Genomic DNA, 13,983 nt, shown 5'->3' with positions numbered 1-13,983 from the left:
ATTGAACCGGCCATGGCTGCCCTGCTGATCGTTGGCCTGATGCTGTGGACCGGCGTGCTGGAGTGGAACGACATCACCGGCAACAAAGCCGCGTGGAATACCTTCGTCTGGTTCGCCACCCTGGTGGCACTGGCGGATGGTCTCTCCTCCACCGGCTTTATCAGCTGGCTGGGTAAAGAAGGCGGCATGCTGATGAGCGGTATCTCTCCGGGTGTCGCCACCATCGTCCTGCTGCTGGCGTTCTACCTGCTGCACTACCTGTTCGCCAGCACCACCGCGCACACCACGGCGCTGCTGCCTGCGATGCTGACCATCGCCTCCACCATTCCGGGCATGAATATGGAAGTGTTCGTCCTGCTGATGGTGACCTCGCTGGGCGTGATGGGGATCATCACCCCGTACGGTACTGGCCCAAGCCCGATTTACTACGGTAGCGGCTACCTGCCAACCAAAGACTACTGGCGCCTCGGCACTATCTTCGGCGCCATCTTCCTGGCAGCTCTGCTGCTGATTGGTTACCCGTGGATGTCCATGATGTTCTGATTTCTGACCGCCGGACATTTCCTCCGGCGGTTAAATTTTTGTGGAGCAAGCTATGTCAAACAAACCCTTTATCTACCAGAACCCCTTCCCACTCGCGCATGACGACACCGAATATTATCTGCTGACCAAAGAGCACGTTTCCGTTGCCGAGTTCGACGGTCAGGAAGTGCTGAAAGTCGAGCCAGAGGCGTTGACCCTGCTGGCCCAGCAGGCCTTCCACGACGCAGCGTTTATGCTGCGCACCTCTCACCAGAAGCAGGTTGCGGCTATTCTGAGCGACCCGGAAGCCAGCGAGAACGATAAGTACGTTGCCCTGCAATTCCTGCGCAACTCCGAGATTGCGGCGAAAGGCGTGCTGCCCACCTGTCAGGATACCGGCACGGCAATCATTATGGGTAAGAAAGGCCAGCGCGTCTGGACCGGCGGCGGTGACGAAGCCGCGCTGAGCCAGGGCGTGTATAACACCTATATTGAAGACAACCTGCGCTACTCGCAGAATGCGGCGCTGGATATGTATAAAGAGGTGAATACTGGCACCAACCTGCCCGCGCAGATCGACCTCTACAGCGTGAATGGTGACGAGTACAAATTCCTCTGCATGGCGAAAGGCGGCGGTTCCGCCAACAAAACTTATCTGTATCAGGAAACCAAAGCGCTGATCACCCCGGCGAAGCTGAAAAATTATCTGGTTGAGAAGATGCGGACCCTCGGCACCGCGGCCTGCCCGCCTTACCATATCGCCTTCGTTATCGGCGGCACCTCAGCGGAAGGCACGCTGAAAACCGTCAAGCTCGCCTCTGCGCGCTACTATGATGGCCTGCCAACCGAAGGCAATGCGCACGGCCAGGCGTTCCGCGACGTCCAGCTCGAGCAGGAACTGCTTCAGGAAGCGCAAAACCTCGGCCTTGGCGCGCAGTTTGGCGGGAAATACTTCGCCCACGATATTCGCGTGATCCGTCTGCCGCGCCACGGTGCCTCCTGCCCGATCGGCATGGGTGTTTCGTGCTCCGCCGACCGCAACATCAAGGCGAAGATTAACCGCGAGGGGATCTGGATTGAGAAGCTGGAGCACAATCCGGGCCAGTATATTCCTGAATCCCTGCGCCAGCAGGGGGAAGGCGACGTAGTAAGCATTGATCTGAACAAGCCGATGCCCGATATCCTGGCGCAGCTTTCCGCGCACCCGGTCTCCACCCGCCTGTCGCTGAATGGCACCATTATTGTGGCGCGCGACATCGCCCATGCGAAGCTGAAAGAGCTGCTCGACAACGGGGAAGAACTGCCGCAGTACGTCAAAGATCACCCGATTTACTATGCAGGCCCGGCCAAAACGCCAGAAGGTTACGCGTCTGGCTCACTCGGCCCGACCACTGCGGGACGTATGGACTCCTATGTGGACTTACTGCAATCCCACGGCGCGAGCATGATCATGCTGGCGAAAGGTAACCGCAGCCAGCAGGTGACGGACGCCTGCCATAAACACGGCGGCTTCTATCTCGGCAGCATTGGCGGCCCGGCGGCGGTGCTGGCGCAAAACAGCATCAAGAGTCTGGAGTGCGTGGCGTATCCGGAACTGGGAATGGAAGCGATCTGGAAAATTGAAGTGGAGAACTTCCCGGCGTTTATCCTGGTGGATGACAAAGGCAACGATTTCTTCCAGCAGATCCAGAACAAGCAGTGCAAAGGCTGTTCACAGCGCTGAGTCTTTCCACAATGACGGCAGCAGCGACAGCGTTTCATTAATTAACCCGCGCTTGTCGCTGCCCGGTTTCCAGATCGTCACCATCGTTTGACCGATCCCCTGGCTGCCCACTTCGGTGTGCAGCCTTTTTACGTTTTGCCATCGCGCCGCCTGAAGATGCGTCGGCAAAAATCCCCAGCCGCACCCTTTCTCCAGCAGGCCGCGCAGCATCTCCAGTTCGTTAGTGAAAAGCGTGTGCCCTGAAATTTGCAGGCGACGGGCAACCGGCTCATCTGACGCGGCATGCATAATCACCTGCGGAACCAGAGAGAGATCGAGCAGCGACACCGGCGACGCAACCTCCGCAAAAAGCGCCGTTGCGGCGTAAAAATCCATTTCGATCGCCCCCAGCGCCCGCCACTCCATCTCATTGCCCACGCTGCGGTTGCGCGCCTGGCAGATCCCCAGATCGGCCTGACCGTCCGCCAGCATGGCTTCCGCCTCATCGCGCGATGCGCTGGTCAGGCTCAGGCGGATCTTTTTCGCCGCCAGTGTGGCAATCAGCGCCTGTAAAAAAGCTCTGGGGGTGAACGGATCGTAAACGAGTGCAATGTCCTGCGTGGCGCTGTCCGGCACCGATCGGGCAAACGCCTCAAATGCTTTGACCTGCCGCATCAGCAGGTGCGCCTGCCGCTGAAGCTGCTCCCCCTCCGGCGTCAGGCGCAGGCTGCGCCCCTCCCGCAGGAACAGAGCGTAGCCCAGCCCATCCTCAAGAAAATCGATCAGATCCCGCAAGGTTGTACGATCTTTGCCGAGTTTACTGGCCGCCTTCATCAGGCTGCCGTGCTCAGCGACGGCGGTGAACGCCTCAAGTTGGGCAAAGGAATAGATCAGTGATGCCACGTCATTCTCCACGCGATTTTTCCGGGGGATTTTCCCCCATAACGCGTTTTTTATTATAGGCCGCAGGTTCTTAAACTGAAGTCCTTCCTGAGCCAAACGAGATAAATATGAAAATCAAAACAAACCGCACGCTGCTCGCGGCGCTGGTTGTCAGCAGCCTGCTCTCGCCCGCCGTCATGGCGGCCTGCAACGGTACCGACCTCACGACCTGTCCGGCGCCTTTCGATGCCAGACTCCCGGACGCACATACCATGCTCACCTGGAGCCAGGCCGATCGCGTGGTGGGCTTTCGCAATGACTACCGCAACTACGCGGGCGATGTGTTCCGCCACGGCAACGCAACGCCGCTGCTGCCCGCAGAAAAACCGCTCACTGATGCCCGCTATCAGGTGAAGGGTAAGATTTACAATCTTCAGGATTACCTGAAACGCCAGAACGTCAGCGGCATGCTGGTGCTGAAAAATGGCAAAGTGGCCTATAAATACCTGGGAGAAGGCAATACCAACACAACGCTCTGGACGTCGCGTTCCGTGGGCAAATCGGTGGTTTCCGCGCTGGTGGGCGTTGCGATAAAAGAGGGTAAAATCCACTCCCTGGACGACCTCATCACCCAGTACGAACCGGATTTAAAAGGCACCGCCTGGGAGGGCGTAACGCTAAAACAGCTCATCACCCACACCTCGGGCGTGGCGTGGAACGAAGATTACACTAACCCGCAGTCAGACTTCGCCCGGCTTACCGAATGCGAAGCGAAACCGGGCACCTACGACTGCGTGCGCACCCTGGTGAAAGGATTACACCGTGAACACCCGGCGGGTGAAAACTGGTCCTATTCCTCGGGTGGCGCCTGGCTGTTAGGCGATGTGCTTGAGCGCGCCACCGGCATGACGCTCGCGGCGTATCTGGAGAAAAGCATCTGGCAGCCGTACGGTATGGCGAGCGACGGCGTGTGGCATGCCTACAGCAAAGGCCAGCACGACGTGGGTGCGCATGGATTTAACGCCACGCTGGAAGACTGGGGGCGTTTCGGGGAGTTTATACTGCATAACGGTACACTGCCGGACGGAAAGCAGATCCTCCCCGAGGGCTGGGTGAAGCAGTCCTCAGCCTGGACACAGGCCAAAGGATCGGTGTCCGAGGCGCATCCGAAGGGGTTGTACGGCTACCAGTGGTGGAACAACGAAGTGCCGGCCACCGCCACAAACGTGGAGCCGAAAGTCGAAAATTCGCTGAAGGATTCCCTGTGGGCGCTGGGTATTTTTGGTCAGATGATCGTGGTTAATCAGAAAGAAAAACTGGTTATCGTCCAGTGGTCCACCTGGCCGCAGGCAGAGCCGTCATTCAGCGCCCAGCCGCTGGAAGCGTCGCTGATGTTTAGCGCGATTGCCAACGCGCTGCGCTGATAATCCCAAGCCAGGCCCCGCCTGGCTTCTCACCTGCGCGGTGTCACAAAACTGATATATCAGCAACTTAGCGAAATGTGGTAAATAAAAGATCACCGAAATGTTAAGTTATTGTTGAATATGTAAATACTGGTCAACGCTTTGTCATTAATGCACCACACGCATCAGTCCATGCGCGATTTGCGCTTATCAATTTCCACTTCCTGATCCAGTTTTCAGAAACAGACGAGCATAACGTCACTATAAAACTGGAGATAATCATGGTTTCCTCAACCTCACCTGCAACGGTTCGTTCGAAAGCGGGCGCGATTTTCCGCGTCACGTCGGGCAACTTTCTTGAGCAATTCGACTTCTTTCTGTTCGGCTTTTATGCCACCTACATCGCCCACACGTTCTTCCCGGCAAGCAGTGAATTTGCGTCGCTGATGATGACCTTCGCCGTCTTTGGCGCGGGCTTTCTGATGCGTCCGATCGGGGCCATTGTGCTGGGGGCTTACATTGATAAAGTGGGTCGCCGTAAAGGGCTGATCGTCACCCTGTCGATTATGGCCGCCGGAACCTTTCTGATTGTGCTGATCCCTTCTTATCAGAGCATTGGCCTGTGGGCGCCGCTGCTGGTGCTGACCGGCCGCCTGTTGCAGGGCTTTTCGGCAGGCGCCGAGCTGGGCGGGGTTTCGGTTTATCTGGCGGAGATCGCCACGCCGGGCCGCAAGGGTTTCTACACCAGCTGGCAGTCGGGTAGCCAGCAGGTCGCCATTATGATCGCGGCGGCGATGGGCTTTGCGCTGAATATGGTGCTGGAAGAGAGTGCCATTCGCGAATGGGGGTGGCGTATTCCGTTCCTGTTTGGCTGTCTGATTGTGCCGTTCATCTTTTTCCTGCGCCGCAAGCTCGAAGAGACCGAGGAATTCAGCGCCCGTCGCCACCATCTGGCGATGCGTCAGGTCTTCACAACGCTGCTCGCCAACTGGCCAGTAGTCATCGCGGGCATGCTGATGGTGGCGATGACCACCACCGCGTTTTACCTGATCACCGTTTACGCACCGACCTTCGGTAAAAAAGCCCTGATGCTCAGCGCCTCGGACAGTCTTTTGGTCACGCTACTGGTAGCCATTTCTAACTTCATCTGGCTACCGATAGGCGGTGCGTTGTCGGACCGCTTCGGACGCAAACCGGTGCTGATCGCCATGACGCTGCTGGCGCTGGCGACCAGCTATCCGGCACTGACGATGCTGGCGGCAGCCCCGAGTTTCTCCATGATGCTGACCGTGCTGCTGTGGCTCTCTTTCCTCTACGGCCTGTATAACGGCGCGATGATCCCGGCCCTGACGGAGATCATGCCAGCAGAGGTGCGCGTGGCGGGCTTCTCGCTGGCTTATAGCCTGGCAACGGCGGTCTTTGGCGGTTTCACGCCGGTGATTTCTACCGCCTTAATTGAGTACACCGGCGATAAAGCCTCCCCGGGCTACTGGATGAGCTTTGCCGCCGTTTGCGCCCTGCTGGCAACGCTTTATCTCTATCGTCGTCGCACGTTAATTCTGCAAACTGCCGTTAAGGAGTGATCCCTCATGCTTACATTCAGAACGGTGATTGCCGCCCTGACCTTCACCACCCTCAGCGCGGGCGCGCTTGCGCAGGAGGTGACGGTGATGATTTCTGGCGGCTTCAAAGCGGCGCTGGAGAAGCTGACGCCGCAGTACGAAGCGCAAAGCGGCGACAGGCTCATTGTGGTCTCCGGCCCGTCGATGGGCAAAACACCGCAGGCCATTCCGGCTCGGCTCGCCCGGGGCGAAAAAGCGGACGTGGTGATTATGGTGGGCGATGCGCTGGCGAAACTGGAACAGGATCGCAGGACGGCGGCGGGCTCCCGCGTGGAGCTGGCGGATTCGCCCGTCGGGATGGTCGTCAAAGCGGGCGCGCCGGTGCCGGATATCAGTACGGTACCCGCCCTGCGGCAAACGCTGCTGAAGGCGCATTCCATGGCTTATTCCGACAGCGCCAGCGGCCGGTATGTTGAGAGCCAGTTGTTCCGTAAGCTGGGCATCGACGGCCAGGTCCAAAATAAAGCGCACCGGGTTGAGCGCATCCCGGTGGCGTCTGAAGTGGCAAAAGGGAAATACGATCTCGGCTTTCAGCAGGTGAGCGAGCTTCTGCCGGTCCCGGGCGTGACGTTTGTGGGTAAGTTGCCTGACGACATACAGTACATTACCCGTTTCGCCGGAGCCGTAACGCAGAAGGCCGACCATCCTGAGCAGGGAAAAGCGCTGCTGGCCTTTCTCTCCTCGCCACAGGCGGCCAGCGTCATTACGGCAACGGGCTTAACGCCCGTCAGTGCACCTCGCGATACTGCTCGGTGATCAGCGTTTCGAGTTCGGCAGCAATGTAGGACTGGATCCGCCCGCGGCGGCGAATCAGCCCCACGGTTCGCCTGACCTCTGGCTCGGTTAAAGGCACCGACGTCAGCAGCGAATGCTCTGCGCGGGGCATTGACATGGCGGGAACGGCCGCAATGCCGATCCCGGCTTCAACCATCCCGAGCATAGTCGTCACGTGCCGCGTTTCGCAGATGCTGGGGCGCTCAGGCCGAATATGTCCGACCCGCTGGTCGAGAAGATTGCGGTTGCCGGAGGTCTTATCCAGACCGATATAATCCTGCTGATAAAAAGCCTGCCACGTCAGGCTTTTTCTTTTTGCAAGCGGGCTGTCTCGTCGGCAGGCGGCCACGTAGACGTCTTCCACCAGCGGGACAAACTCGATGTCGGGATGTAAACTCCGGGCAAAGCAGATACCAAAATCCGCCTGTCCGCGGGTGACGGCCTCGATAACATTTCCGGCGCTGCTGTCGATAAGTTTAATGCGCACGCGGGGGTAACGGGACTGAAAGCGGCGGATCACATCCGGCATAAAGTAACAGGCGGCTGACGGCACCGTCGCCACGGTGATTAATCCCGTGCGCTCCTCGCTGGCCTTATCGATATCCGAAAGCATGGACTCCACGTCGACAAGCAGTTGCCCGCACCGGTCGGCAAAGGTCTGTCCATACAGGGTCAGCGTGACGCGCCGGGTGGTTCTGTCGAACAGTTTTGCCCCCAGTGCCGCCTCCAGCTTTTCAATTCTGCGACTCAACGCCGACTGGGAAAGGCAAATAGATTCTGCCGCAAGACGGAAATTGCCGTATTCCAGTAAAGCGCGGAAGGCGTAGAGATCGTTGAGGTCAAAATTGACGGGCATACTGACGGGATCCTTAAGCACGGTAGGGTAAGAAGAGATTTATCATAGCCGCGTACGACATACTTCACAAAATGAAGGGGATACCCCTAAAGCGCTATCAACCTTACGGCACATAGTGATAGTTTATGCGGGCTGGATTCCTCTTAAACAGGCTGCCAGTCTGCATGCCGCCGAAGAGGAGTGTCATACTGCTTAACAGAGTATGTTGGCATGCTAACAGCCCCTGACCTTTCCATTTTGTTCACGTGCGAGTAACGAGCAAAGCGATGATTAAGTGGCCCTGGAAAACGAACGAAGCTGGTCGAAATATGGCGCTGCCCTGGGATGAGGCTCTGGCGATCCCCGTGCTGGCGAATCTCTTGCCTGAAGAGCAATCAAAGCTGATTCAGCTGGCCGAGCGTTTTTTACAGCAAAAACGGCTGGTGCCGCTACAGGGCTTCGAACTGGATCCGCTTAAAAATTCGCGCATCGCCCTGCTCTTCTGCTTACCGGTACTGGAGCTGGGTATCGAATGGCTGGATGGCTTCCATGAAGTGCTGATCTACCCGGCGCCGTTTATCGTCGATGATGAGTGGGAGGATGACATCGGGCTGGTGCACAACCAGCGTATGGTGCAGTCCGGGCAGAGCTGGCAGCAAGGGCCGATCATCCTCAACTGGCTGGATATTCAGGACTCGTTCGATGCCTCGGGCTTCAACCTGATCATTCACGAAGTAGCGCATAAGCTGGATACCCGCAACGGCGATCGCGCCAGCGGCGTGCCGCTGATCCCGCTGCGTGAAGTCGCGGGATGGGAACACGACCTGCACGCGGCGATGGAAAACATTCAGGATGAGATAGACCTGGTGGGTGAAAGCGCGGCCAGCATTGATGCCTATGCCGCGACCGATCCCGCCGAGTGCTTTGCGGTGCTGTCCGAGTATTTCTTTAGCGCACCTGAGCTTTTCGCCCCACGCTTCCCGGCGCTGTGGCAGCGTTTCTGCCAGTTTTACCAGCAGGATCCGCTCCAGCGTCTGCGGCAAAGTGAGGACGCAGCCAGCACCTCCTCTCATCCGTTCCACTAATGTTCAGCAGGGGTACGATCGGTCGATCGTACCCACACGCTCACCGCGAGAAACAGCAGCGCCATTCCCCATGCGGCAGTAATCAAAAACTGCTCACCGTAAAAGCGCGTCACCACGGGTACCAGCAGCGCACTGGCCCCGTACCCCAGCGTATGGCTGGTGGCGATCACCCCTGCCCCTTTGCCCGTCGTCAGCCGATCGTTGAGCAAAAGCTGGTATCCCGGCGTGGCCATGGCGGCACCCAGCGAGGTGATGACAATGCCCACGTAGAACAGGGCTAAACTGGCGAGACACATCAGCCCAAGCCCCGCCACCATCAAGACCGCGGCAATTAAGAGTAAAACCCTCGGGCTAAAATGCTGCGGGCGTACCACCAGAAACTGCGCCGCCAGGGTCGCCAGCGCGGCCAGGCTCAGCAGCAGGGCGACATGATGGCTGATTTGCACGGCATCGCCATTAAATAACGGATGAAGATGCGGCGATAAACCAAGCTGCATCAGGCTGACCAGCGCCGCCAGCAGCAGCGCCAGCAGCAGGAAAGGCATCATAGAGGCCTGTAACCGCGTCGACTGGTGCGCCACCGGCGGCAGCGGGGGATCGGCGGCTTCGCGCAGCACCAGAAGCAGCGCGATAAACGGCGCCAGCGCCATCAGCCAGAGCGGTGCGACCGGGCTGACGCTGAGCATCAGCGCGGCCAGAGGCGGTCCCAGCAGACGCCCGCAGCTAAGGCCAGAGCTTATCGTTGCCAGCGCCGCCATCCTTTTATCCAGCCCCGCGCGTTGAATGGCCCACGTCTGGGCCGCAGGCACCAGCCCCGATACCGTCAGGCCGTACAGCATGCGCGACAGAACCAGGCCCGCCATTCCCCAGAGGGCATTCAGCGCGCCGTTGGCCATCGCCCAGACCACCAGCGCCATCAGGACGAAGCTCGCCAGATAGCCGCCTAACGAGGCCAGCATCACGACCTTACAGCCGTGCCGCTCGCTCTGGCGTCCCCACCAGGGCGATGCGGGTAAAAAGAGCATCGAGCCGAACATCAGCAGCCCGGCCCAGACGGAGAGCGACAGTCCGGTCAGGGAGACCAGCTGCGGCAGCATGACCAGCAAACCGTTTTGTCCGATACCCAATAAACCGGCGCCCAGTGCAAGGGGCCAGTTTGCCTTCGGGGCCATATTGTCTGTGATGTTCTCAGTACAGGTGCGCATAGAATTGTGAAGATAATGTCAATAAATGTGTGGAAATTATGAAGTTTATGAAAACAAATATTGCAAAAATAGTTGCGGCTGTAAACAGAATGAATATCATAACGAGAATTATTATCAGTCATGGAATGAGGTACATCTATGCGTGCTCTGCCCCGCTCCGCCGGTACAGATGTTGCGGCCCAGTGTTTTTTGAACGCGCTGCTGCGCGAAACGAAGGACTGGCACTATCTTCCCGCAACCCGTGCGGATGAGTTATCGCAGATACATATCCCGCTCTCACCAACCCAGGCCATCCGGGTTCCGGTACGCTATTTCTCCCCCACGCAGCATCACCAGTATTGTTTCCCGGCCACGCTGATTCAGGCCGACAGCGACGGCGGTGACACGGTCACATTCCATCAACTGATTGATTTCATTCTTGAAAAAGAGACAGTAAAAGGCGCTCTGGACGCCGATACGCTGGCCCGCTTTAAGCAGCGCGTCCTGGAGAGCCATACCCACACCTGGCAGGCCATTGATTTACGCCACAACTGGGCAAACCTGCGCGATAAGCCGCTGACCTTTGCCGAAGCGGAACAGGCGCTGCTGGTCGGCCATGCTTTTCATCCTGCCCCAAAGTCGCACGAGCCGTTTAACGAGGCCGAGGCGCGCCGCTATCTGCCGGATTTCGCCTCGCGCTTCCCGCTGCGCTGGTTTGCGGTTGAGCATGAACTGATTGCCGGGGACAGCCTGAACGTCTCCCTGCGTGAACGTCTGCTGCGCTTCGCGGCCCAGAGTGCGCCGGATCTTCTCGGCTACTTCACCGACACCCGTTGGCTGCTGCCGATGCATCCGTGGCAGGCTGCCTATTTGCTGGAGCAGCCGTGGTGCCAGCGTCTGGTTGAAAAAGGCGCCCTGCGGGATCTTGGCGAGGCGGGCGCACAGTGGCTGCCTACCAGCTCTTCCCGCTCGCTGTACAGCGAAACCAATAGCGACATGATTAAGTTTTCCCTCAGCGTGCGGCTGACCAACTCCGTGCGCACGCTGTCGGTCAAAGAAGTTAAGCGCGGCATGCGCCTGGCGCGGCTGGCGAAAACGGCACGCTGGCAGGAACTCCAGGCGCGCTACCCGACCATGCGCGTGATGCAGGAAGACGGCTGGGCCGGGCTGCGCGATGAAAGCGGCGTCATTCAGGAAGAGAGCCTGATGGCCCTGCGCGTCAACCTGCTGTTTGATACGCCAGATACCCAAACCAACGTGCTGGTGAGCCTGACCCAGGCGGCACCGGACGGCGGCGACAGCCTGCTGGCGGCGGCGGTGCGCCGTCTGAGCCAGCGTCTGGATCTCCCGCTCGCTCAGGCCGCCCGCTGCTGGCTGGACGCCTACTGCGACCGCGTATTGCTTCCGCTGTTCAGCGCCGAGGCGGACTACGGTCTGGTCCTGCTGGCGCACCAGCAAAATATCCTCGTTGAGATGCAGCAGGATTTCCCCGTTGGGCTGATCTACCGCGATTGTCAGGGCAGCGCCTGGACCGAAGGGGCCGACGCGTGGCTGAAAGAGGCAGGCGAAACCGAGGTGGAAAACCGCTTCGGTGAGAGCCAGCTGCTGCGCTACTTCCCTTATTACCTGCTGCTGAACTCTACCCTTGCCGTCACCGCCGCGCTCGCCGCTGCCGGCTTCGACAGCGAAGAGAACCTGATGCCCCGCGTGCGTGACGCGCTGGCCAAACTGCGCACGACGGCGAAGCAGACCCGCTGCCTTGATTATGTGCTCGACAGCCCGACCTGGAACTGCAAAGGCAACTTCTTCTGCTACCTGCACGATCGCAACGAAAACACCATCGTCGATCCGGCGGTGATCTATTTCGACTTTAGCAACCCGTTTTATAAGGAGAAGGCGTGATGGCAAACGCGAACATCGTCCATTCCGGCTACGGCTTTCGCTGTACGGCCACGGAACAAAACCTGCCGCTGACGCTGGGTCTTGACGGCAGCGCGGTCCTTGCGCGTCTGGCCGGGCTCCCGGACGGCTGGCTGGTGGACGCCCTCGACCAGCTGTTTGTTGCCGCACCCGCCCTGACCGGCATTACCCTGCCGTGGGCCGCCTGGCAGGATGAACCTCAGGCGCAGGCGCTGTTTAGCCTCGCAAACGGGGATTATCTGGCGCGCGAAATATTCTGGCAGCTGCCGCTGTGGCTGAAAGGCGAACGTCCGCAGGCGAGCGGCGGAATGCAGTTTGATGAAAGCCGTCAGCTGTACTTCCCGCTGCGCCCTCATCGTCCGCAGGGCGAAGTGTATCGCCGTTACGATCCGCAGATTAAGCGCACCCTGAGCTTTCGCGTGGCGGACGTGGCGCTGGACGGCGAGCGTTTTACCCGCTGGATGAACACCCCACGCGTGAACGCCTTCTGGGAGATGGCGGGCCCGCAGGCCGAGCAGGAAAACTACCTGCGCCGTCAGCTCGACTCGACCTATTGTTACCCGGTGATCGGCTGTTTTGACGACCAGCCGTTCGGCTATTTTGAACTCTACTGGGCGGCGGAAGACCGCATTGGCCGCCACTACCGCTGGCAGCCGTTTGACCGCGGGCTACATATGCTGGTGGGCGAAGAGAACTGGCGCGGGGCGCAGTATATCCGCAGCTGGCTGCGTGGCCTCAGCCACTATCTGTATCTCGATGAACCGCGTACGGCGCGCATTGTGGCGGAACCGCGCTTCGACAACCAGCGTCTGTTCCGCCATCTGGCGCCCGCCGGTTTTGACACGGTGAAAGAGTTCGACTTCCCGCACAAACGCTCCCGTCTCATTATGAGCGAGCGTCACCGCTTCTTCCATGAGGTGGAACTGTGAACGCGCTCTGGCAGAAAGTGAACCGCGAGATGGTGGCGAAGATCCTCGCTGAACTGGAATATGAACGCACCCTGCGCGCCGAGCCGGTTTCGGCGGACTACTGGCGCATCAGTATGGGCAACGCGACCTGGCAGTTTAGCGCCACGCGTGGGATCTGGGGCTGGCTGCATATTGACCCTGATACCCTGACCACCGCCAGCGGCGCGGCGGTCGAAGCGGAAAACGCGCTGCTGCAACTGGCCACCGTGCTGGAGATGAGCGACGCGCAAACGGCGGAGCACATGGAAGATCTCTACGCCACGCTGCGGGGCGACATGCAGCTGTTGCAGGCGCGTGACACGCTGGATGCCGATGCGCTGATCCACCTCGACCCGGACGAACTACAGTGCCTTATGCGCGGTCACCCGAAGTTTATTTTCAACAAGGGACGCCGCGGCTGGGGGCTGGATGCCCTGCGCCTTTACGCGCCGGAATATCGCGGGCGTTTTCGTCTGCACTGGGTCGCCGTGCAACGCGATCGTCTGGTCTGGAGCAGTGACGCCGATTGCGATATCAACACCCTGCTCGCCAGCGCCATGGATGATGCCGAGCGCACCCGATTCGACGCCCGCTGGCAGGAACTGGATATGGACGACAGCTGGCTGCCGGTGCCGCTGCATCCGTGGCAGTGGCAGCAAAAAATTGCCATTCATTTCCTGGCACAGCTCGCGCGCGGTGAGATGGTGGAGCTGGGAGAGTTCGGCGATGAGTATCTGGCGCAGCAGTCCCTGCGCACGCTGACCAATGCCAGCCGTCGCGCGCCGTATGACATCAAGCTGCCGCTGACCATCTACAACACTTCCTGTTACCGCGGTATTCCGGGCAAGTATATTGCCGCCGGTCCGCTGGCCTCGCGCTGGCTACAGCAGCAGTTCGCCAGCGATGCCACGCTGATTCACTCCGGGGCGCAGGTGCTTGGCGAACCCGCAGCCGGATATCTGTCGCATCCGGGTTATGCCGCATTGCCTGAGGCGCCGTACCGCTATCAGGAGATGCTGGGGGTGATCTGGCGCGAGAACCCATCCTGCTATTTACAGGATGGCGAACAGGCGGTGCTGATGGCCGCGCTGATGGAAACCGATAACG

The 13,983-nt window shown here is 59.3% G+C and carries 12 protein-coding genes; 9 read left to right on the top strand and 3 right to left on the bottom strand.

Translation table 11 applies throughout. From position 1 onward, the window contains the following. Both HP459_RS14980 and fumA read left to right on the top strand, forming a co-directional pair. The coding region (locus HP459_RS14980; RefSeq protein ID WP_171936410.1) for an anion permease at positions 1 to 543 on the top strand (543 nt) is incomplete at its 5' end. Positions 544 to 595: 52 nt separating this feature from the next. After that, complete coding sequence (gene fumA / locus HP459_RS14975; protein ID WP_171936409.1) at positions 596 to 2,245, top strand: class I fumarate hydratase FumA; 1,650 nt, start codon at positions 596 to 598, stop codon at positions 2,243 to 2,245. On the opposite strand, the gene HP459_RS14970 is transcribed toward fumA, so the two are convergent. After that, a complete protein-coding gene (locus tag HP459_RS14970; protein ID WP_171936408.1) occupies positions 2,234 to 3,139 on the bottom strand; it encodes a LysR family transcriptional regulator in 906 nt (301 codons plus the stop codon). The two genes, fumA and HP459_RS14970, sit on opposite strands and share 12 nt — an antisense overlap. Positions 3,140 to 3,234: 95 nt before the next feature. Here HP459_RS14970 and HP459_RS14965 point away from each other — a divergent pair, with 95 nt between their 5' ends. The 3 genes from HP459_RS14965 to HP459_RS14955 all read left to right on the top strand — a co-directional run bounded on the left by HP459_RS14965 (position 3,235) and on the right by HP459_RS14955 (position 6,887). Beyond that, entirely contained in the window at positions 3,235 to 4,530 is a 1,296-nt protein-coding gene (locus tag HP459_RS14965; RefSeq protein WP_048966301.1) for a serine hydrolase, read from the top strand. Positions 4,531 to 4,790: 260 nt separating this feature from the next. Further along, positions 4,791 to 6,092, top strand: coding sequence for an MFS transporter (locus HP459_RS14960; protein ID WP_171936407.1), 1,302 nt, complete (start codon positions 4,791 to 4,793; stop codon positions 6,090 to 6,092). Between the two features lie 6 nt (positions 6,093 to 6,098). Then, the gene (locus HP459_RS14955; protein WP_048966300.1) at positions 6,099 to 6,887 is read left to right on the top strand and encodes a substrate-binding domain-containing protein; all 789 of its coding nucleotides are present in this window, start codon (positions 6,099 to 6,101) and stop codon (positions 6,885 to 6,887) included. Here the strand turns inward: HP459_RS14955 and HP459_RS14950 are convergent. After that, positions 6,859 to 7,761: a LysR family transcriptional regulator gene (locus HP459_RS14950; protein ID WP_171936406.1), complete on the bottom strand. Its 903-nt coding sequence runs from the start codon at positions 7,759 to 7,761 to the stop codon at positions 6,859 to 6,861. The genes HP459_RS14955 and HP459_RS14950 overlap by 29 nt on opposite strands. 266 nt (positions 7,762 to 8,027) lie before the next feature. Here HP459_RS14950 and mtfA point away from each other — a divergent pair, with 266 nt between their 5' ends. Next, the gene (mtfA, locus tag HP459_RS14945) at positions 8,028 to 8,825 is read left to right on the top strand and encodes a DgsA anti-repressor MtfA (RefSeq protein ID WP_022648578.1); all 798 of its coding nucleotides are present in this window, start codon (positions 8,028 to 8,030) and stop codon (positions 8,823 to 8,825) included. Here the strand turns inward: mtfA and HP459_RS14940 are convergent. Continuing rightward, a complete protein-coding gene (locus HP459_RS14940; RefSeq protein ID WP_022648579.1) occupies positions 8,822 to 10,030 on the bottom strand; it encodes an MFS transporter in 1,209 nt (402 codons plus the stop codon). The genes mtfA and HP459_RS14940 overlap by 4 nt on opposite strands. A gap of 138 nt (positions 10,031 to 10,168) precedes the next feature. Between HP459_RS14940 and HP459_RS14935 the strand changes: the two genes are divergently transcribed. The 3 genes from HP459_RS14935 to HP459_RS14925 form a co-directional block, all read left to right on the top strand. Beyond that, the gene (locus tag HP459_RS14935; RefSeq protein ID WP_171936405.1) at positions 10,169 to 11,911 is read left to right on the top strand and encodes an IucA/IucC family siderophore biosynthesis protein; all 1,743 of its coding nucleotides are present in this window, start codon (positions 10,169 to 10,171) and stop codon (positions 11,909 to 11,911) included. Further along, positions 11,911 to 12,858: a GNAT family N-acetyltransferase gene (locus HP459_RS14930; protein WP_063137659.1), complete on the top strand. Its 948-nt coding sequence runs from the start codon at positions 11,911 to 11,913 to the stop codon at positions 12,856 to 12,858. The genes HP459_RS14935 and HP459_RS14930 overlap by 1 nt, the downstream gene beginning before the upstream one ends. Further along, the coding region (locus HP459_RS14925) for an IucA/IucC family siderophore biosynthesis protein (protein WP_367671005.1) at positions 12,855 to 13,983 on the top strand (1,129 nt) is incomplete at its 3' end. The genes HP459_RS14930 and HP459_RS14925, both read left to right, overlap by 4 nt.

This window comes from Enterobacter sp. CM29, from assembly GCF_013179605.1.
In the GTDB taxonomy this organism is placed as follows: Bacteria; Pseudomonadota; Gammaproteobacteria; order Enterobacterales; family Enterobacteriaceae; genus Enterobacter; species Enterobacter intestinihominis.
Note: the sequence above shows the minus strand (reverse complement) of the source record. Positions and strands in the feature narration are given on the sequence as shown.

Excerpts from the sequence above, each read along its gene's own strand:
- fumA (WP_171936409.1), top strand. The coding sequence starts at position 596 with ATGTCAAACAAACCCTTTATCTACCAGAACCCCTTCCCACTCGCGCAT.
- HP459_RS14965 (WP_048966301.1), top strand. The coding sequence starts at position 3,235 with ATGAAAATCAAAACAAACCGCACGCTGCTCGCGGCGCTGGTTGTCAGC.
- HP459_RS14960 (WP_171936407.1), top strand. The coding sequence starts at position 4,791 with ATGGTTTCCTCAACCTCACCTGCAACGGTTCGTTCGAAAGCGGGCGCG.
- HP459_RS14955 (WP_048966300.1), top strand. The coding sequence starts at position 6,099 with ATGCTTACATTCAGAACGGTGATTGCCGCCCTGACCTTCACCACCCTC.
- HP459_RS14950 (WP_171936406.1), bottom strand. The coding sequence starts at position 7,761 with ATGCCCGTCAATTTTGACCTCAACGATCTCTACGCCTTCCGCGCTTTA.
- mtfA (WP_022648578.1), top strand. The coding sequence starts at position 8,028 with ATGATTAAGTGGCCCTGGAAAACGAACGAAGCTGGTCGAAATATGGCG.
- HP459_RS14940 (WP_022648579.1), bottom strand. The coding sequence starts at position 10,030 with ATGCGCACCTGTACTGAGAACATCACAGACAATATGGCCCCGAAGGCA.
- HP459_RS14935 (WP_171936405.1), top strand. The coding sequence starts at position 10,169 with ATGCGTGCTCTGCCCCGCTCCGCCGGTACAGATGTTGCGGCCCAGTGT.
- HP459_RS14930 (WP_063137659.1), top strand. The coding sequence starts at position 11,911 with ATGGCAAACGCGAACATCGTCCATTCCGGCTACGGCTTTCGCTGTACG.